We start from the raw sequence: 20,602 nt of genomic DNA on the forward strand, positions 1-20,602 counted from the left end.
AATAAAAAACAATTTTTTTTTAAAAAAAATGCATTCAACACTTGACTCAAAACGCTTCTCGGAGTCTAATAGCAACCCTCGGGGCCAGATAGCTCAGTCGGTAGAGCAGAGGACTGAAAATCCTCGTGTCGGCAGTTCGATTCTGCCTCTGGCCACCATGAGATTAACTACTTACGGTGAATTCCGAGACATCAAAAATTTCATGTATCTCCCAATTACGGGAGCACTTATAATTAACTACAGAACCCCCTGACACGAACTCCGGACAAACTTCTTAAAAGTCCTATATGGAGATTCTTGGTGCACAATAACACAAAGCTATAAACTAATCATCTTACCTATTTGTGTTGTTTCTTTTCCTTTTCTTAAGCTTTGATTGCAAAGTAAAGTGAGGACCACCATTGGTTGGTCTGTGAATTGCCTTACTAGAAATAATCAGGGTAAATACTATACTTGATTTATATAACTATGTTTCTGTTTTGAGTGATAAATCGGTAATAAGAAGTAATTGAAATACACACTAAATGGAGAGTTGGGAATGAGTAATTATAAAAAAGAGCTCGAAAATGCGAAAAAAAAGCAAAGAGAAGAAGAAGATATTGAGATGACGAAATTATTACGCAAAAGTAGTCAATCTAATCAAAATGAAGAAGATCGCATATTTGAAACCAGCAGGTAGCCGATTGATTTTCTTAAAATACTGCATCGAGTAAATGATCGAATGCCAAAAGATAAAAAAGCAGAGAAGATAAATGTAGAAGACCACAATAACCAGAAAATAATCCACATGAAATATCCCTCAACCTTTGACTCAGAATCTAGAGTAGCAGCATTTGAGCATCTCATGAAAGAGTTATCCAAGGAGACAGAACTTAAGGGAGAGATTTGTTGGGTTATGCCAGCCGTTAACGACGGGAAGATTCACCCGCCAATACAGGTTTACAAAGATGGTGAAAAACTGGCGACTTATCATAGTGCCGAAGATTTTGTTAAAGCTTATCCAGAAGAGGTGAAAAAATTTGAAGCCAGAATTACATCAGAGAATGTAGAAGAACAATCTACTAGGCCCAGTTTTTAAATGTAACAAAGTGTAGCTTTTTCACTAACCTTTTTGCGCATCGGTGCTATATAAATGGGTTTGGAGAAAAGCCACGAACTGAAGTAACTTAAAAGTTAAATAGCAAAGAGCATGCTTGGGTTAATTTCCCCAATGAAAGGAATCATCCGCTTCTTTCGCTTAGCGGGATTTGCTACCCTTTCGACTATCTTAGCGCCATTTGCAAAAGCAGCTTGGCTCAGCATACTCCCTGAATTCAATCCGTTTAAATATCATTCCTTTCCGGTTAATGGAGCAACTCAATCCCATCGTTTAACTGCAGCATTACAACAGCAAATAATACGCCTTGCCAAGCAAGATCGACTCATTGAGCTCCCACCTGTATTGACCTTTCAGTCGGTAATGGATTTTACAGTAAGTACACGTGCCATAATTAATGCTTTCTATGCCAACCTTCCTGCAAATGGTAATTAGTATTATTTGATTTGAATCGAACTGCTAAACTAGCCATATATTACGCTCTTCTGCTGATACAGCCGTGGCACGCCTTTTAAATGAAGCGCCAAGAACATTTCGAACTCTAATCATCACCAATGCGAATGTGGACAGTATTGAAGTTGTCGAACGGGTCACTGAAGCTGGGGCAGTGAATGAACAGGTTACCCTGCTCGAAACTGGCAAGAATACAACAGCGGATTCTACACTCGTCCCGAATTATAGCGCGTTGCGCCTAGGCCTAACATTAAGGCATAGATAGCTGTTAGGTGCTCGATCCCGCGAAGAAGGCACGACGACGAATTGTCATCAGCGCTAAGCTTTTACCTGTACTCGCTCAATTACTCCCGTCCTAAAATTCTATTGATAATGGCCATCGCTTGATTATCACAAAAGATAGCATCAATTTCTGGTTCAGTAGCACAACCTATGTTGTGACAATATTCTTGAGAGGCTAAGGCATCAAGGCATATTTTTATTCCGTTCTGAATCAATGAAATGGTATGAGCTAATCGTTGATCATGATCATGATTTGTCACACCTTGATATTGATCGACTAATTCAGATAATCCTTTTAATACGTGTTTACGAGCGGTTTGATGTTCTGCCCGTAATTTACATAAATCTTTCGCTAAATCATGGGTTTCATTATCGCTCATCACCTCATTGGTATCTTCGATGCATTGAGAAAGATCTAATCTGATTTTATTATTATCAGCGGGAATAATGGGATTATCAGCGCCGTTGTAAGAGGTATTGTCTGCAAAAGTCACCGTCGTTGCAATTAAAAAAGCAAATGCAGAGAGTACTGGGATATTCATAATATTCCTTAATGAGATATTGATTCCAATGCTGAATCTTATTTAAATGATAGACTGAAAATAATTTTTTGGCTCGTTAAAGTAAAAGCAAAAGATCCACAATAATTTGGCACTTAGTGAGTTGAAACCAACAATTAAAGGTAGATGGAGTGATGCACTCATTACTTAAACCAAGGTTTCATTAATAGGGAAATGACGGAAATGAAAAAAACTATATTATTCATATTGGGATATGTCTTAATGTGTTGTTCGCAGCTTTTAAATGCTCAAACAAATACGGGAAAGTTATTAGAGGCTAAAATGGATGAGGCTGAAATCTATCTTAACAAAACGCAAAATACGCCAAAAGCATGGAAACTAGCAGTAGAAATATCGAAGCTAATCAAGGAGCATCCTGAGTATGATGATGGTGAATTTGCAGAAGGAATGATTGATGTTGTCTCCAAACTGTTAACTAAGCCATGGAACTATGCGAGCCCTTATCTCACTGGCAATAAAAGTACAGCAGCCTTTCGTCAATTTGTCATTGATCATATCAATGAACTTACTGATCCTGAAGATTTAAAAGCAATCAAGAAAAATATTTTAAAAAATTGTGACCAAACCAAGCATCTTATTTGCCAACAGATAATAGCAAAAATTCAAAGCAGTATGCCTTGAAAAAGGGACTCATACAATCATAGAGCATGGAAACTGTTTCCCTTTTCCCCCTATTGATATTTAAGAAAGGCCAATGATGCTTGCTTCGCTTTCCTCTTCAGGCGGTAGCTTAGCACTCCCTAATTCTTGGGCTCCAAGAGAAACAAACTGCACGCTATTGAACAGGAGAAAGCTAGACGATTGGAGATTTGGATAACAATCATCATTGTCACCGGAGGGAGTTGTAGCGCTTGCTCCATCCATAAGATCTCCTTTTACCGGGTTTTTTTTACGACGTTTTGGGTTAAAACCTGCGGGATAGCTGTCCTCACGCAGCTTCATTTTGGGTTTTAAAAAAATTACCTCATCTGATTTTAGCGTATTACTGGAATTATGAACAAACTCAGCCATAAGCATGTGTCTTTTAAACAATTTAAATTCCATTGATAAAATCATTTGCGGGTAATTGGGATCTATAAAATAAACCTGTTTTTTAGGCTGGTCTTTAACGCCAATTAAAAGAATGGTGTGTGGGGTATTTTCTTGGTATCCGTCCGCACTGTAAACGTTTCTCTCTATTAATCCGTTCGAAGATTTAATCTTTTCAGCTAAAGGTAATGTTCCTTGAGGAAAAATATTTCCATGTGTGAGCCTTATGGCTATGGGACCAAATTGTTCAAGAATTTTGGCTAAATCAGCAGTTTTGAAATTGTCTGTATCAATATTCAAGTCCTCGAATGTGGTCACGGATAAATCGAGTAATCTTGCCATGGCAAAGTCGACCCCATATTTATCCAAAAAATCCTCAATCCAATCACCATCATAATCCTCTCCGTTTTCATCAATTATTTCATCCGCAATCCGGATGAGGTCCTCAGCATAAGCTGACATTACTTTGTACATAATTTTTTTAAAATCATTCTCGGTTTCTCTACATGCCTGAACAATATCGCTAACACAGGAGGAGACACTTGCTTGTATTTTATGCATTGCTCTTAAATGTAAAAAGGAAAAAAAATAACATTGAGGACTATCTTGTGCAGGGATGTGTGTGTGTTTGGGGATATAAATAATTTCTTTTTTAGAAAACATTGTTAACTTCTCGAAGAACCTTTTCGATTTGCACATATTGTAATAATATAACACATAATGATTAACTAAATATTAAATTATTAAAAAAAATCACCCAAACTCATAGGATTTATTATAATCATATTGACAATAATTAAGGCAGTTGGTACTGTGCTAGGTTTTTTTATAGAGGAGCTTTCATGCCTAACCCCTACTCGCATTTTCTTAAGTTAGAATTAAACGAAGCAGACCTGAAACAACTTGAGGATGCGTACTATGGCAAAAAGCCACAAACCGGGGACTCCTCATTTCTTAAATTAGAATTGAATGAGGAAGACCTTAAGCAACTGGAAGATGCGTTCTACAGCAAAGACTCCCAAGCAACAGCCTGTGTTCTTAATTTAGACTATAGCCAAGGACACGGACAACAAGGAGCGCGCAAATTATCTCAAGAAATAGAGGCAGTTGATTCTTTAAAAAAGCGAACAAGAGATTTTGCAAAAGAACAAGAAGACAATAACCTGCCCCCCTTAAAACAAAAAAGTTATTGGTTACCCGAGGATCATAAAAAACGTATGACGGAAAACATGTTTAAACTCAGTCAAACAGCCGATAATCAGCTCTCCTTGAAACCAAGAAAAGATTCTTCATGGACAAAAAATATATCTAAATTCGATCTGAAAAAAGACAACCAAGGGTTTAAGAAAGAAGAGAGCCAGCCTGTCAAAGACAAGAAGATAATTTTCGTGAATCATCAAATAGAAAAGGTAAGGAAACATCATCCCCAAAAAAGTAGTCCCCAAAATCGTTTTATGTTTGACTTCAATACAAATACTGGGGAGCTCATCAAGCCTCAAAAAGAAGATCAGGATAAACCTTCTTTTACGGTCGGCAAACCCTAAAAAAGGCTAAATGACTTAGTCCCTTAGTGTATCCATATTAATCCTAAGGACAACACCCATATCAATGAATAACCATTCTAACCATAAATAGGAGCTTTCATGCCTAATTCCTACCCGCATTTTCTTGAAATAGAATTAAATGACCAAGTCCTTAAGCAACAGGAAGATGCTTTACAGGGAAAAGAGCCTCAACAAACGGATGATTTTTTTCGTGATTTAGACATAAATAGCGAAGACTTTGTGCAACAGCAAGGGGACAAAGAATCGCAACAAGCAGATGTTTTTTTTCTTGATTTCGAATTCGATGACGAAAGCCTTGAGCAGCAGGAAACTGGCAAAGAACCTCAACAAATGGAGGATATTTTTCTTGATTTCGAATTAAATGCTGCAAAGCTTGAGCCACTTAAAGAGCCAGAAGAAAGGGATCCTGAGGTCAATTTAAAAAAGCGAAAAATGGGGTGCATAAAAAAAGAAGAAGACAATAATGAGTCCACAAAAAAATCAATACCTTCTTATTGGCTGCCTAAAGAACATAAAAAGCGTATGAGACTGAACATGTTCGAACTCAATGAGAAAAAATCTTCATCTCCCGAGTCGATAAAACATAAAAAGCACATGAAAAAATTTATGTCTACCTTCGATATCAACGTGACAAATGAAGAAACGAATAACGTGGAGTCTCCGAAAAAGACAATTCAACCTGCCGGAGATGTAACAAAATATTGTCCCAAAAAACGTGCACCTCACCACAGTTATATGTTTTATTTTGAGAATAAGCCAGTAGGAGAAGAACGCACCGAGTTTCCCCAAGAAGGACTAGCTCAATCGTCTCTAGTTAACAAACCTTAAGTAGATTAAATGACAAACAATAAGTTCGATCATTCAAAACAATCTGATTTTTTATTTGCATATCGATTAACAAAAATTCTTTTCCCGCCCAAGCGGGAATTTTTTCCACAAATCATTCTTAAAATTCTGCTCACAATCCGGCTTATACTAGCCTGTTGAGTCCAAGGGAATGGCTGAGCTTAACGAGCGAAGCAATATGTAACTATCAGATTCAAAATTACACCCCTACCATGTGTCTTTTTTTAAACTTATTAACTATATATTGCCCCACATTAAAACAATACTCAGCATATTTTTTTACTAATCCCTACAAGCATTTTATTAAATTAGAGTTAAATGGCGAAGGCCTTGCGCTACAGGAAAAAAGCTAAAGGACCACAAAACGCAGATGATCGGATGCAATCAGTACATTCCAACGAGAGCAAACCGCTGTCTGCTAATGACTTATATGAAATAATGAATCTCACAGAGATTAATGTTTTAAGTACAGAAGAAAACTGTCTTCTAAAATATCTATCTCCTGATATCATTCTGTATTTTTTATCATCTAGCCACAAACTAAAAGGCTCTGGAGATCCAATGTTTATCAGAAATAAATCGAACTCGAATCAGCATCAACAAATTTTTAAAAATTACCACCGTTTGATGAAGCAATTTAGAGCATGGGAAAAAAACAATACTATTCTCGAAGCCAATGAGGAATGTTTTAAAACGTTAGATATTGAGCTAAAGACTATTGAAAAATTCTATAATGAGTTTACCACCAAAGTATTAGCGCCTCTTGACCAACACCCCACATCGGATTTACCAGAGTTCATAAGCCAAGAAGATATTTTCAGCCTTTTAGGGTATAGACAATTCATGCTTTTTGCACAAATGTTTGCCGAAAGAGAAGCATGGATGCAATGTATTGCAGGCACCGATGGAAAAAATGCTCATACCAGCGAAAGCTACCGCAAATTCAAAAGCCTTATTTCAAAATGTCCTGGCAAATTTGTAATTGAGGAGAGCTTAAGTCATTTTGAGCAAGGGACACTGAAATATCATCATGATTGGCAAACCGCAAAACGGCAAATAGCTAAGGAACTAAAATCATTACGCGCATTACACGAAAATTGGAAAGAAAGCAGCAACAAGAAGGATAGAGAAAGAGCCTCTTTTTTAATTGATTTCATTAATAAATTTGAAAATATTCCTGACCAATTACGTTTACGAGAAGAGATCCGATTGAAACAAAGTGAATCCTATAAAAATGCCCTTGCTACAGACAAGTTTAAAGCAGCCCAACTTCTGAATAAACACCTTTATGATTACGATAATCCTCAAGAGGAATTGGCAGAAAAGATGAAGCTGCTCCAATCCCTATCTCACTGTACTCTTTTATTTGAACATAATCGCAGCCCCATAGGACGACTAAAAACTGAATTCAATATTAAAACTCCGGCTTCTCAAAAATTAGCCTCTTTAGAAAAAGCATTATCCTCCGGGGAGAATGCATTAAATCTCTATTTGAAACATACAATGACGCCAGCGGGTATGACTTCTGCTACGCCTCAAAAAAGCTCTGATCGGGAGAGTGCCTCTCTTCCTGGAGTGAATAAAACTTCTGAATCTATTTCGGAACATCAGCATGCAGGACACTCAAATCAGGAAACTCAACCTCAAATCAATTCGATTCCAAAGAAAAATAACACAGGCAAAGTATTTCGCAAAGTTCAAGAATACGAAGAAAATCTCCGTAAGCTTGGTCTATTTGAGACTAAAACCTCCCCCCTTCCCGGCTCATTAAATAATCCGACTCCTTCTCATGAAAATACAGTCTCATTGTGAAGCACTCTGCACGGATGCAACTGGCATATGAATTCTTGCAATCAATTATTTTTTTGGAATGGAGTTTAAAGGGTTTTAAGTTCTTTTATATTTTTAACGGAGCATTCATCATCTCTTCGACAAATGGTCGATGCTGAATGGCAACGATATTATTATAAAATTCAGAGGTTTCACTCTGGCGTCGATTAAACCAGGTATGTCCTTGATATGCGTTTGAAATAGCTGCTTTCTCAATAATCAACTCTAGGGTTTCCATAGCGGAAGTCATTTCTTGATTTTTATATTTTTTATAGAGATCAAAAATCGCGGCAGCACCTTTGGGTATTTTAATTGTATTACCATTATCCAGAGTACGCTCTTCACCACCAAAAATTCCAACTTTATTATCCAGCTTAATGACATCAGCTAAAACTTCCTCAAGAGTACTCTCTGCTTTTCGCTCATTAATATTATTTTTACTATTTATTGGATTCCTTAACCACGTTTCCCTGGCTTTGTTGAAATATAATTCCGCTTGATTTTCGGTCACATCAAGCTTTCTTTTGATGTGTTCTATTGTTATTTTTTTTCGTTGAGCTGAATCAATTGTTGTTTTATCTTTATATTGATATGAATTATTATCCAGGTCTGGTTTATAGTGTGCCTCAAAAAAATGAGCTACTTTTTTCTCTTGCTCTTTTATTATTTGGTGTGCTTGCTCAACAAAATTTACCAATTTATTTTCTAAACTCTCAAGATTGAGACGCAGTGGGCTATTTTCCTTATAATCATTGTTATATTGTTTAAATTCATCAAGGATCTGTGATTTTAAATTCGGATGATTAATAAGAAAATTTAAAAACTTATCATTCTTTAACAGTTCCTCTCTGAGTAATTGACTACGTCTGGTTTTATGAGCTACTAATTCTTCTCGTAATTTAGGACTCCCAATCGTTGCATTCGCGATAGGTCGATAAATTTGCTCATCGAATAAAGCGCTTTTAAGAAAAACTGAAAATGCATCTTTAATAAAATCAGGATCATTCTCAATTCCTACTAACTCTAAAAGCCGCGTATCCGCCTCATCAGGAAAAGCTCGAGGTTTCGCATCCGTTAAATGCGGAAAATGAGTAATATCTCTTTGAGTTATCGGAAAAGCATCTTTAGGTTTTATACCGTAAGCCCTTTCACCAGGCTGATAGAGTGGCTTATTAGGATTTTTATTTTTATATTTTGATGTGAGTGTCCAGTTTGCTTGATCATGATCCACTTTTCTGGATATAAGCTGGATGGGATCATAGCCGATATTACCACCATGCAGATCATTCTCTTCCTCACAATAGGCAGCAGCTAATATCCTGCCAATACCAGATTTTACGAGGTCATTCTGCTTTGGAGAACGCATGCGGCCCGTCGTCTGCTGCTGTTTTAGATAGTAATCATGCAAAGATCGATAATTTTCTATCTCTCGAGAAAGCACCCCAACTCGATGTCCTTCGGCATCATGCACGCTTCTAACTTTGGGTGTGCGGTCATTTAACAGAAGCCGATAACCTATACCATTAAAGGCCTCAATTTCAGTAATTCTTCTTCCAGTCTCATCTATTTTAAAAATTTCTACAGCTGCTTTAGTTTCCTTTTGTACTTTCTTCACGCTATGAGAGGGTTGGGGGGCATTTATCTCTCTTGTAACTTCGACATGTACCGGATGATAGTTTGCAAAATCTTTGCTTCTAGGAGGCAGTTGAGTAGGTTTTTCGATTTTAGCCAGCTCTTGCTGTATTGACCTTAATCTAAGAAACAAATCTTCATTTTGAGCATGATCGTAATGAGCACTTTTAAGAATTGCATTGATAACAATCTCAACTTTTCTTTTGCTCGTAACCGTTAAAATGAGCGACTCCCCTATGACCTCCGAATATCCAAGCTTATTAAACAGCGGAAAATAATCATTGAGATAATAAAAACTCACAAAGTTATGAGGTAATTTTAAGATAATAAAGGGTTTCTTCTCAGGCTCTTCAATATACTGCGGGAGAGAGTCTTTATGAGTATAAACCTCTTGGAACCCTTCATCTCTTTTACTATAAATTTTCATCGATGCACAGTTCAGGTGATCACTAATTCGGCATTGTAAGTGATAAAAATTAATGAAATATTAACTGAGTGAAAATAATTTCCGCACATTGGGCAATCATTTGCAATTCACCTAAAAAGCGCGACAAGAACTTATTGAAGATTCAACTTCATCAGTATCCTCTTCGACAGCTAACTCCAGTTCCGAAGGCTCACTTTCTTCAATAAAATTTGGCTCTAAATCACTAAGTACTAGATTTCTTTTCGCTTGTGCCAAAACCGTAAAAAACAATGCGTGTTGCTTTTGCCTGTACAGAGATTGCTCGGTCAAAAACGAGTTCGATGCAAAATAAATTTCTTTTTCTGCGAGTAAACCCTCTATTCTATTGATATATTCTTTTCCCTTATCAGGAGGTATTGAAGACAAGAACTCTGCCTTAAGTTTTAAATGAAAACCGGTCTGTTTACAATTCTTTAGAGCATCAATAAATCGTTCTAAAGACTCTTCGACTGACTCATTTTTATTAATTTCAGGCTCTCCAAAATTATACCAAGTAATTGTCTGTCCCATGGGGTTATTATACTCAGTAGATAGTTCAAGTTGTTTTAAATGAGGAGGTAAATTTCTTGCCAGTATCTCCCATAGCCCCAAATCTAATTGCATCTCGAATTCGGAACGAAGTGAAAGTGAGGTTAAACTTAGTGCATCCTTTAAATTAACTAATAATTCTTCTGGTATTGCATCAACTGAAGAAAAAAGAAGCTCTTGGATATTTGGATTGGTTTTTAAAACCAAATTAAGTAACTCTACTGCTTTTTTATCTTCCCTTGAGACAGAAACGTGTTTTAAATGGACTCTCTTGATATTCTTATTCCCTTGTACCTCTCCCCTCACATCTGAACCGACCAAGGCTTGGAAAACATTCGCTAAATGTCTTAATGGTAAAGACTTCGTAGCCCCCTTGAATTCCAATTGCAAAAGGGAGCTATTATGTCTTAGAGCTTTAGCCAAAGGTTCTAAGTTAATATTGGATAGAGGTAATGCCCAAGTTAAGTTCCTTAAAGAACACGTGTTTCTAACTAAAGCTGTAGTGATTATTGAGGCCTTCGCAGGATCAAACATTGTAGTTTGTGAGTCCAGGATAAGCTTTGTAAAATAAGGATTTCCTTCAATGAGTTTAAGTGCTTTTTCTAAGAATTTGGAACTCACCGTATCTATCCAAAAGAATAATTCCGTCGGACTCTTGCGCTGAATAACCATTTGTTTGAATACAGCAAGAATCCGCTCTTCATCTTGCTCACTGATATTGCCAAAAAATATCTTTCCATTCACCGTGGCTTTAATGAATTGATTCATTTCTTTCTGTGTTTTCAGAACAAAATTACTACTAGAAAAGGCGAAAAACATAATACAAACCGCTAGCTTATAAGATGCCGCATTATCTTCTTTTTAATACAATCAGACAATTTTTATTGCTATTATTTGCTAAAAATGAAACTATAAAAAAATACCATCAACCCATTATTTACCGGTTAGGTGGCTGAACCTCGACAGTTTGATTGTTTCTTAATGCTAAAAGAATCAATGAATTATATTCAGAAGAATCTACAATTGATCATTGTGTCATAATATGAGGCAGATACTATGGACAGTAAAATCGAAAAACAACCATTCACACTCACGATGCTAGGAACGCTCACTGACTTCACCCCTGAATTAAAGCAAATCCCCAAACCTGCTCCATATACTAAGGGTGCCAAAGTAAAAGATTATCCTAAGGGAGAAACATTAAGCATAATCTCTTCTTTAGTTAAAACCAGCGCCCCTGCTAAAACGACAAAAGTAGACTTAAAAAGTCCTTACCCTTTTCAGGCTGATGAAATTACCGTAATTAATGGACCTAAAACGGATGGTTCAAATGTAGGAGAAAAAATTGGCCTAGGCCTGGCGGCAGTATTAAAAGCAATAGCCCGCGGGCAAACACAAATCAATATTATTGCTCACAGTAGAGGTGCAGTTGAATCGATTTTAATCGCCCATGAATTAGAAGCTATCCAATCAATTATTGCCACATGCGGTACTTTTGAAGAGGTATTGAAGTATTTAACTGAACAACAAATCAAAAGACAAAAAGGTACCCCGACAAATAATACACCAGATATTATAGAACCTCTAAAATCCCAAATTAATCTGATCCCCAAAGAAGAGAAAGAGCAATGGTTCAATGAGCTTAAAACCTATCTGCCTCATGCATCAATAAATTTTTTTGGTATCGACCCTGTCCCCGGAGATTGTTTTCCAATTACCTGGTATGACGAACGATTTTTTATATTACCCCAAATTATAAAAAATGCTGAATTAATTTTTTATGCCAACGAACGATCGGATTGGGGCTTTACCCCAATTTGTCCAGAAGTAGTTTCTAAAGAAACACAAAACTATGTTCGTTACTCCATGCCCGGCCATCACGGAACAGGATCAACCGGAAATAATGGTTCCCAGCAAGGGATAATCGTCTGCCCTAATGGATATAAAACCACTCATGTCCAAAAATTACTAATATACAAAATAATTCATTTTTTAAGCGGGCATCATGTCGGATTTAACGATGGCACCCAAATTTTCCGTCAGTATTCCGCTTTAGGTCGAAAATATTTGGGAGACGATAACGAAACCAAATCAATTCCTGTCGATTCACTCGATTTTCCTACTATTTTGCGAACACTTTATGCCATGATTGCCAAAAATCAAATTGGTTATGATGCATATAACTCAACCAATTACTCCTATATGGGCCTCACAAAGCAACGCAAAATTTTGCATAAAGGACATATCTATGGCCTCTTCAATGATGTTTTTACGACCTACTCTGGCTATGTCAATGAAGAACATGCCTTATTAATGCAGGCTCATTTTTTTCAAATTTTTGGACTGGGTACCCAAAGAAAAAATCTTGCGGATATGATTAATACTGCAAGCTTGGTTTTAGAAGAAAACATTAAAAAAATTGCCAATAAAGAATCTTCCATTTTGGATTCAGAAGTAAATCGCAAGAATGTATTAGAAACATTTGGCATAGTGATTCGCCAGGTTAGCCAACAATATCTAACGGATGATTGGTCACCTATTGAAAAAGAAAAGGAAAAAGAAGCTCTTTATCAGGCAATTATTGATATCTTAACTAAATTTAAAGAACTCGCTACATCAGATAATTTAACGATTCGTCAGTATGTCGCAGAACTTCTACTGTTAAGTTTCACGAGCATAAACCATACATTAGTGGTTCGAGCCCAAGGCATTAAAAAAGATTTTAAATACCTGCAAGAGTCTCTAGATAATCGCTTAGCACAGTTTTTTAGCGAATTATTAATGCAATTAAATCAGCTTGAAAATAGCCCGTCAGTTATGCTGGATGAAATTATAAATTCCGAAGAATATAAAAAATTACCTAATTACCCATCAACAATCAAAATAACTCATATTCATAAAAAATTGGCAGGAAAAGGCCTGGAAAAATACAGCGTTGAGCAACTGAGTAAAAGCTATGAAGAACAGTTTGCTAATACTATTGAAGATTTTGCAAAGCTTTATCAACAAATTCGAATCTTTATCTATGACTTGGCTGCTTTACGTAGCATAGTTCCTAGTGAAAAAATTGAAGTCGATGAATTGCACTTGCTGAAACAAGCGAATGGATTAATCGCAACAGCGGCTGAACGATTTTATAAAGACAGAACCAATGCACTCCCCCCCATTGCAGATATCGAATTCATGAAATTAGCAGAAAAACACGCGATTGAACATTTTGGTGTAGTGGATCGTCTCAAAGAAAAAAATAAAGAATCAGAAAAAAACAACTACAGAGACGGGTGGTGGTTGGTTTTCTTTCTTCTGGAGACCAGTATCAAAACCGATACAGGGCACTCAAGTGAATACCGTGAGTAGTGGGAACATTGCCCCCAAAGAAGAAATTACAACGACGCCTAAATAAGGTGTTAATGAGTCTAAGCTGGGTATTTTATTCTCATACAGACGTATCAACTGTCTTGAACTGTGAATTCAAGACAGTTTGTTATTGCTTAGAAGTTAGGAAAGAATGCAGCTGCAATTCAACCGGTGAGACCGGAACTCGCTTCAAAATATTTTTCGGTAATTGGAGCAAGACGATCCGTGGTGGAACGCGCAGCTTGATTGTAAAAACCATGGTGATTGCATCCTGGATTAGAAGCGGCGGAAGCCACAGTTGCAGCAGGCGCAGCAATAGTATGATCTACAGCTTCCTTCTCACTCTGCTCTTCTACCTGTGCAGCACCAACAGGGTCGACAGATTGATTTTGCTGATTATCTAAATTTGCATCAGGAGCCCTGTTGTATGCCTTATTAAATAAACAACCATCAAAATCGAAAGAAAAAACACGAGTTTTCATTTCTATATAAACCTATTAAAAAATTTATTGTTGCGGTTAATCCGCGGATTAACCCACTTAAATTGAAGGCTAGAAATAAGCGTGATAGGTTGAAACTAAGCAATTGAAGAACCTAAGAGCTTTGACAGGCAATGATGCGCCGCATTTTTAGGCCGATATCGCTTAATTGCACTCAAATACAACCCATCAGGCAATATTTTTACCTGTTTATTGATTCGAGATTAATTAAACTTACCAGTCCTCCACTCGCCCTTAATGTGACCGTTTTTGGGCTGAGTAATTACGAATTGCGGGAAATTTTAACAGTTTTTTTGTAAAAAAACATCAAAAATGTTATTTTTTATATAGCAGGTATTCCATCAGAAAATACAAAATAGACCTCATGAGTTTTTCGAGCGACTAATCAGTACTCTTTTATCCATTACCCCCCGCCATAATGGGGGGAACAGAGCCAAAATTAACATTCCCAAATAACCAGAAGGAAGTTGTGGGCTTGAGTCAATATGTCTTAATAGTTGATAAGGGCGTGCTCCATGAACATGATGATCAGAATGTCTTTGCAAATGGAAAAGGAGCATATTGCTCAGCCAATGACTCGCATTCCATGAATGCTGTGCGGAAACTTTCTCATAGGAACCATTAGCGAGTTTCTTGCGCTCTAAACCATAATGTTCAATGTAGTTAATGATTTCCAACAATAAAATGGCAGTCAATGACTGCAGGATAAAGAATAAAAGCCCCCCCCACCCACCATAATAAAGAAGAGCTATTGCTAAAAGAAAAGGAATACCAATAATCCAGTAAAATTGATTGTTCCAATGATACCATGAATATCCTAGACGATTTAAACGCTTGCCTTCTAGGTTGAGCGCCGAACGAAAAGAACCAATAATTGTCCTTGGTAAAAAATGATACAAACTCTCCCCTAGCCGAGCTGTTGCAGGATCTCTAGGCGTAGCCACATGAACATGATGCCCACGGACATGCTCAATAAAAAAATGACCGTAACATACACTGACTAATAAAATTTTACTTAGGAGTTGATCAATCGTGGAGTTTTTATGCATGAGCTCATGGGCAAGAGTAATTCCGATGCCACCGGTTAAAAGCCCAATCGACAAACTGAATCCAATAAATTCGGTGACCGTTAACGGATAATGTACGACCAAATAAATCGCCAAAATCAGAAAACTATATTGCACCGGTACATATATCCAGGTAATGAGTTTGAAATATCGATCCTTGAGTAACCTCTGCTCTTGAGTACTGTCTGGATTACTTGAATCAACGAACCAAACATCCATCAAAGGAATCAAGGTGAATAATACAAAAAATGGAAGAAAACTGTAAAAATGACCAAAATAAAAACCAATAAAAGGCAATATCACCAACAAATAGGCTAACATAAAAGACAGCTTTTTACTCAGTTTCATTTTGAATACCTTTTCAACCCTCATCTATAAATATAGCTGAAACCTAAGCAAGATGCAGTAGCTCAATTAAGCCCTTTTTAGCTTGATGAACAATTAATGACACACTCATTTTCGGACAAATGAAATCCATTTTGACTAATATTAAGTTAATCTTATTTTGCTATTATTATCATAACGATCTTTTTTCGTGTGCAATTAAAATGAGTCATGATCATAATCCCGAATTAATTAAAGTCCTTTACTTTATGTATACCCACGCTGATTTTTTTGCAGCACCTTTTTTAGGTAATAATTTTTCCGAATGGGACGAAAAACCAGTTGGCTTGAAAAAGTTATCAAATCAAATGCATCAAGCATTAAAAACCACCACCCCTGTCGCTTTCGGTGGTATTGATTTGGTTAAAGAGTACAGAATCGCCATAGTTGGAGCATCTGTGCGAAGAACAGGAGATTTTAGCAAGAAAAATTGTCTGCTCGCTGGAAACCTTGCTCCACTATTTAAAGTTCTAAAATCTAACCCTAATCTGGTTCATGCGATAAAAAGTCATATGGATAGCGAGTTTTTTGATAACTGGTATAGCATGCAATCTCCAGCGATAAAGGCAAAAAGAGCACATCTTTTAAACCAATTAGAAAAGTTCACTCAACCACTCGATCATGACTTTGAAATGTATCAAGCAGAAAAACTAAGGGCCATAGACTCCATTCATTTACCATCTGGAGTTGTTCTTCATCATCATGATGGCGGCCATGCTGTCAGCTATTATGAAGACGGCCATAAAAAACCCGCAAAAATAACCATAGAAAATCGTGGCAATAAAGATATATCTGAGTTGCAATTACTGGTTGATAAATTCAATTGTGCACAGGATGCTCGAGACGCTTTAAACAATCCAACCGTAAACATATTTACCAGGCTAAATCGGTTTACCGAATTAATTGAAAATAAAGCGTTTATTGAAAAATTTACTGCCGATAATGATCACAAAGCGATCAGAATATTAAAAACTATAGGCTATGCTCTCACAACATTAGTGTTTGGATTAGGGATTTATCTATCCTATAAAAATAAAAACACCTGCAAATTTTGGAAATCAGAAGAACAAGAGTTATTAGATTCGACAAAAGAAAATGTTGACAACTCCGTCTATCCAACACAAAAAGCTTCCACATAACTTTATCTAAAAATCATTTTAATAAAACCAGCTTATTCGTGTTAATCAGCAGCAGGATTGGTAACCACTCCAGTTAAAAAATTTAAAGGGTATATTCGCTTTCAATCATTTGGGAACATTCTCCAACTATGCCTATTTTAACTTCATCTAATACGGCACACGAAACCCAAAGATAATCTTTGAGTCATATTCACTGAGAATAAAGTTTTTCTCCAACATGATTTGAAACAATGATTTTGGAACTTCAGTTAATTTATTTGGCCAGCTAAAAAGCATGATTGTTAAAATATTGCGATGCTCCCCTTTAATAAAGTCAAATGAGTTTTCCTTATTAGGAAGGATGTGATAATTCTTATTGTAAATGGCTTTTAAATGAGATTTGATTTTATTAATTGTTTTTAAATCCTTACTCTTGATAAGCATAAGACAAATCCCCACCTCAACAATCACATCGTATTCTGTGCGCGATATAATTTCATCGATATGAGTTTTAAAATATTGAGTTATCCAATTAAATCGATTTGGATCAAGTTGCTTCTGATAATAACGACTTTCACTTAAAATAAAATGGGTCATACCATAAATTTTTGCGGAATAATCCAAATCAGTTAATTGGGCATCCTGACTGTCAGGGAATATGTTCTTAAATTTTTGAGTATACGGTTTTCTTAAATCAATAATTCCTAAATCGTATAGATAATAAACATAATTTATAAGCTGCGCCCCATATATTTTAATGTTTTCCTCATCAAGAATATATTTTTCAAAATCACTACTTTTGGTTTTTAAAAAATTAATAATTTTGCGCGTGTCAGGAAATAATGGAGTTTCCTCCATATGATAAAAATATATTTTATTGGTTAAAATGAGTAAACTGAGGTAGTAAGCAATTCTAGGGTACTTCAAACTTTCTTTGATTCTTTTTTTAGTTTTTTCAGTATCTCCATCAGTAATTGATAATAACCTTTTGTTTTCAATCTCAATCACTACGTCATTTTGTAAATTTTTATAAAGATATCTATATCTACCCCCAAGCAAATACAGATAGTTAATAATAGGATTTATATATTCTTCATTGCCCGTTAAAGTATACATTCTCATAGCAAAGTGCTCTTGATGAGTAACGGGTAAAGTATAAAATTTAGACTGATATTCTTTTAAAATCTGCTCGCCAATATTGGCATGACCTATGGAATTGAATAAGATTAAAATTACAATTAAATAACGCACTTCGTCCTAAATATATGTTCAGTAAAATGAAGGGGTGGCATTTTAGCAATGTAATGCCTCTTATTCAAACAGTAATACTGGAAAATGCATAAAATAATCACTTAATGTATAATTTGTATCTTTATATACTTTGGAACCTCCATGGCTTATTCAAAACGCTTTTTTATTAATCCATCCAATAAGAAAATGACACTCATTCACGAATCATTATATAACGAGTTTGAAAAAGACATCGCTCATATTGAATCCTCTTATGATGAACTACTCAATAACACGACTGATATTGAGCTATCAAAAAAAATGAATGAAATAAAAATTAAAATCAAGCACATTCTTTCTAACTTTACTTATTTATTCTTTAAGAATCAGGATGATTTATTTAAGGCGATAAGTCAGTTAAAAATGGATATCTTGCAATTGAAAACCCAATTTATGATGCAATATATTTTGGTCAATTATGATCACTTTAGCATTGATGACTATAGTCTCGTAACTCGCAGCTTACATAATTGTTTGGAAGAATTCGGTGATAAGCTACTCCAAAATATCGATGGTGCTGATGCCGCATTAAGACAAAAATATTTTGATGAGGAGTATTCTCTATTGCAAGAAAGATATGAAGAACTTCTCGATATCTTTTCTATTGGCGACACTTGGAACAATTGGAGTTATGAAAATACTTCAACTTCAGAATACTCTGCTGATGAAGAATATTCTGAAGATTCTTCGAGACCATTAACTTTTTGACAAAATTTTATGCACTCACCACGTAGTCCAGAGAATAGCTGAAACTTCCAAATGTTGGACTTTATCCCCTTTGGGGTATAGAGTTACATTTATACCCTAAAGAGGATAAAATTGCATTTATCCCTATTAGGGTATACAATTAATTATATCCCTTATAAGGTATCAAACTGGAGCATTCATGCTGATCCACTCACCACAGGAATTGGCACTGTTGATAAAAAATCAACGAAAAAAACTAAAACTAAGCCAAGCTGAAGTTGCTGATTTAGTAGGCTTAAAGCAAAAAACCATTTCTGCCATTGAAAATAATCCCGAAAATATGAGATTAAGTACTTTATTTCGAATATTATCTGCTCTTAGTCTAGATTTCAAAGCATCAACAAAAAGCGAACAAACAACAACCAATCCATGGAATGATGAATGGTAAAAAAGAATCAAACTCTTTATGTCTTAATGAATGGCATTTTAGTAGGGATGCTTGAGAAAACAGCTCAGGGAGGATTGAGATTTACCTACCACCACGATTGGTTAACTCAGGCAGGATCTCGGCCTATTTCGCTCTCTTTACCACTTATTAATCCCACTTATTCTGGCGATGTAGTATATAATTTTTTTGATAACTTGCTTCCAGATAATCAGCAGATTCGTGCGCGCATTCAAGCACGCTTTCAAATAGCGACCAGCCAGCCCTTTGATCTGCTCGCGGGTATTGGTAGAGATTGCGTAGGAGCCATTCAGCTGGTAACGGCTCCATTAGTTGAATTTGAGAAAAAAATTAAATTTAAACCTGTAAGTGAGCAAAAAATTGCCTCAATTTTACGAAATTATCGAATAAACCCCTTAGGCATGAGCCAAGAGGACGAAGACTTCCGAATTTCTATTGCAGGAGCGCAAGAAAAAACAGCTTTTTTATATCATGAAAACCAATGGTGTGAACCACTTCAAGAAACGCCAACCACCCATATCTTTAAATTACCCATTGGTGTTATTGCTCACCAGCAAATGGATTTAAGCGACAGTTGCGAAAACGAGTGGCTATGTTCCCTTCTTGCGAAAAGCTATGGACTACCAGTAGCCGATTGCAACATTCTTCATTTTGAAGACGTAAAGGTTTTATCTGTAAAACGATTTGATCGCAGACTGTCTCGCGATAAAAGCTGGATTATGAGATTGCCTCAAGAGGATATGTGCCAAGCACTGGGCGTTTCATACAACATTAAGTATCAATCGGATGGAGGCCCAGGTATAAAAGAAATTATGAACTTATTACTTGGGTCAGCAAACTCAATTGCCGATCGGGATATGTTTTATCGAGCCCAGGTTTTTTTCTGGTTACTTGCCGCAATTGATGGACATGCTAAAAATTTCAGCCTTTTTATTGAGGCTGAAGGAAAATACAGGCTCTCACCATTATATGACATTATCTCCGCATATCCCTTGATCAAGAAAAATCAACTGCAATCCCAGAAAATTAAAATGGCTATGGCTTTAAAGGGAAAAAACAATCATTACCATTGGCATACCTTGCAACGTCGACATTTTTTAGACACGTCAAAAGACGCCAATTACTCTTCGGACCGCGCTGAAATGATTCTCAATGACATGTTGGAAAAAACAGATTCAGTGATACAAGAAGTCTCAAAAAAATTACCTGCTGAATTTCCAAATCATATTTCTGAGCCTATATTTGAGGGTTTGCATAAAGCAAAGCAAAAATTAGAACAATGAGCTGAATGCAGGTTGGCCCTCGGCCAACAAAAGTTCCATAATGTATTTGCAGAACGAATGTCAGGCCATGGCCTAACCTGCATCAAAATTAATGGTTTTAAATTTGAAAACTTTTCATCATATCACCAAATAATCTTCTTAA

General features: G+C 36.2%; 20 protein-coding genes and 1 tRNA gene. 14 read left to right on the top strand and 7 right to left on the bottom strand.

All coding sequences use genetic code 11. The annotated features are described in order from the left end of the window. Positions 1-82 precede the first annotated feature (82 nt). From EL022_RS12785 to EL022_RS16465, 5 genes are all read left to right on the top strand, one after another. Positions 83-158: transfer RNA gene (locus EL022_RS12785), tRNA-Phe, on the top strand. A gap of 380 nt (positions 159-538) precedes the next feature. Next, the gene (locus EL022_RS16105) at positions 539-679 is read left to right on the top strand and encodes a hypothetical protein (RefSeq protein WP_155832645.1); all 141 of its coding nucleotides are present in this window, start codon (positions 539-541) and stop codon (positions 677-679) included. 42 nt (positions 680-721) lie between these two features. Next, a complete protein-coding gene (locus EL022_RS12790) occupies positions 722-1,078 on the top strand; it encodes a hypothetical protein (protein ID WP_028380204.1) in 357 nt (118 codons plus the stop codon). 132 nt (positions 1,079-1,210) lie between these two features. Beyond that, positions 1,211-1,531, top strand: a complete 321-nt coding sequence (locus EL022_RS16460; RefSeq protein ID WP_241972182.1) for a hypothetical protein — start codon at positions 1,211-1,213, stop codon at positions 1,529-1,531. Between the two features lie 64 nt (positions 1,532-1,595). Continuing rightward, positions 1,596-1,814 carry a hypothetical protein gene (locus EL022_RS16465; RefSeq protein ID WP_241972183.1) on the top strand — a complete coding sequence of 73 codons (219 nt, stop codon included), beginning with the start codon at positions 1,596-1,598 and terminating at the stop codon, positions 1,812-1,814. 79 nt (positions 1,815-1,893) lie between these two features. On the opposite strand, the gene EL022_RS12800 is transcribed toward EL022_RS16465, so the two are convergent. Next, entirely contained in the window at positions 1,894-2,373 is a 480-nt protein-coding gene (locus tag EL022_RS12800) for a hypothetical protein (protein WP_028380202.1), read from the bottom strand. A gap of 201 nt (positions 2,374-2,574) precedes the next feature. Between EL022_RS12800 and EL022_RS12805 the strand changes: the two genes are divergently transcribed. Continuing rightward, positions 2,575-3,033 carry a hypothetical protein gene (locus EL022_RS12805; protein ID WP_028380201.1) on the top strand — a complete coding sequence of 153 codons (459 nt, stop codon included), beginning with the start codon at positions 2,575-2,577 and terminating at the stop codon, positions 3,031-3,033. 60 nt (positions 3,034-3,093) lie between these two features. On the opposite strand, the gene EL022_RS12810 is transcribed toward EL022_RS12805, so the two are convergent. After that, positions 3,094-4,104 carry a hypothetical protein gene (locus tag EL022_RS12810; protein WP_028380200.1) on the bottom strand — a complete coding sequence of 337 codons (1,011 nt, stop codon included), beginning with the start codon at positions 4,102-4,104 and terminating at the stop codon, positions 3,094-3,096. A gap of 179 nt (positions 4,105-4,283) precedes the next feature. Here EL022_RS12810 and EL022_RS12815 point away from each other — a divergent pair, with 179 nt between their 5' ends. From EL022_RS12815 to EL022_RS12825, 3 genes are all read left to right on the top strand, one after another. Next, the gene (locus EL022_RS12815) at positions 4,284-4,985 is read left to right on the top strand and encodes a hypothetical protein (protein WP_028380199.1); all 702 of its coding nucleotides are present in this window, start codon (positions 4,284-4,286) and stop codon (positions 4,983-4,985) included. 99 nt (positions 4,986-5,084) lie between these two features. Beyond that, positions 5,085-5,834 (top strand): hypothetical protein, encoded by a 750-nt coding sequence (locus EL022_RS12820; protein ID WP_028380198.1) that lies wholly within the window; start codon positions 5,085-5,087, stop codon positions 5,832-5,834. A gap of 336 nt (positions 5,835-6,170) precedes the next feature. Continuing rightward, positions 6,171-7,664 (top strand): EbhA, encoded by a 1,494-nt coding sequence (locus tag EL022_RS12825; RefSeq protein ID WP_241972184.1) that lies wholly within the window; start codon positions 6,171-6,173, stop codon positions 7,662-7,664. Between the two features lie 85 nt (positions 7,665-7,749). Here the strand turns inward: EL022_RS12825 and EL022_RS12830 are convergent, their stop codons facing one another. Together EL022_RS12830 and EL022_RS12835 are read right to left on the bottom strand one after the other, a co-directional pair. Continuing rightward, complete coding sequence (locus EL022_RS12830; protein ID WP_028380196.1) at positions 7,750-9,741, bottom strand: hypothetical protein; 1,992 nt, start codon at positions 9,739-9,741, stop codon at positions 7,750-7,752. Between the two features lie 111 nt (positions 9,742-9,852). Continuing rightward, positions 9,853-11,076, bottom strand: a complete 1,224-nt coding sequence (locus EL022_RS12835) for a hypothetical protein (protein WP_126325213.1) — start codon at positions 11,074-11,076, stop codon at positions 9,853-9,855. Positions 11,077-11,364: 288 nt separating this feature from the next. Between EL022_RS12835 and EL022_RS12840 the strand changes: the two genes are divergently transcribed. Next, a complete protein-coding gene (locus EL022_RS12840; RefSeq protein ID WP_241972185.1) occupies positions 11,365-13,665 on the top strand; it encodes a hypothetical protein in 2,301 nt (766 codons plus the stop codon). A gap of 164 nt (positions 13,666-13,829) precedes the next feature. Here EL022_RS12840 and EL022_RS12845 read toward each other — a convergent pair whose 3' ends face one another. Continuing rightward, positions 13,830-14,147 carry a hypothetical protein gene (locus EL022_RS12845; RefSeq protein WP_028380193.1) on the bottom strand — a complete coding sequence of 106 codons (318 nt, stop codon included), beginning with the start codon at positions 14,145-14,147 and terminating at the stop codon, positions 13,830-13,832. 380 nt (positions 14,148-14,527) lie between these two features. Next, positions 14,528-15,580, bottom strand: coding sequence for an alkane 1-monooxygenase (locus EL022_RS12850; RefSeq protein WP_028380192.1), 1,053 nt, complete (start codon positions 15,578-15,580; stop codon positions 14,528-14,530). A gap of 200 nt (positions 15,581-15,780) precedes the next feature. On the opposite strand from EL022_RS12850, the gene EL022_RS12855 reads away from it, so the two are divergent. Next, a complete protein-coding gene (locus EL022_RS12855) occupies positions 15,781-16,755 on the top strand; it encodes a hypothetical protein (protein WP_051544427.1) in 975 nt (324 codons plus the stop codon). A 147-nt stretch (positions 16,756-16,902) separates the two neighbouring features. Here EL022_RS12855 and EL022_RS12860 read toward each other — a convergent pair whose 3' ends face one another. Continuing rightward, positions 16,903-17,985 (bottom strand): DUF3541 domain-containing protein, encoded by a 1,083-nt coding sequence (locus EL022_RS12860; protein WP_028380191.1) that lies wholly within the window; start codon positions 17,983-17,985, stop codon positions 16,903-16,905. A 141-nt stretch (positions 17,986-18,126) separates the two neighbouring features. Here EL022_RS12860 and EL022_RS12865 point away from each other — a divergent pair, with 141 nt between their 5' ends. From EL022_RS12865 to EL022_RS12875, 3 genes are all read left to right on the top strand, one after another. Continuing rightward, complete coding sequence (locus EL022_RS12865; protein ID WP_051544404.1) at positions 18,127-18,732, top strand: hypothetical protein; 606 nt, start codon at positions 18,127-18,129, stop codon at positions 18,730-18,732. 178 nt (positions 18,733-18,910) lie between these two features. Continuing rightward, on the top strand, positions 18,911-19,159 hold the full coding sequence (locus EL022_RS12870) for a helix-turn-helix domain-containing protein (RefSeq protein WP_028380190.1): 249 nt from the start codon (positions 18,911-18,913) through the stop codon (positions 19,157-19,159). Continuing rightward, positions 19,153-20,460, top strand: coding sequence for a type II toxin-antitoxin system HipA family toxin (locus tag EL022_RS12875; RefSeq protein ID WP_028380189.1), 1,308 nt, complete (start codon positions 19,153-19,155; stop codon positions 20,458-20,460). The genes EL022_RS12870 and EL022_RS12875 overlap by 7 nt, the downstream gene beginning before the upstream one ends. Positions 20,461-20,602: the final 142 nt, after the last annotated feature.

Source organism: Legionella cherrii, from assembly GCF_900635815.1.
Lineage (GTDB): Bacteria > Pseudomonadota > Gammaproteobacteria > Legionellales > Legionellaceae > Legionella > Legionella cherrii.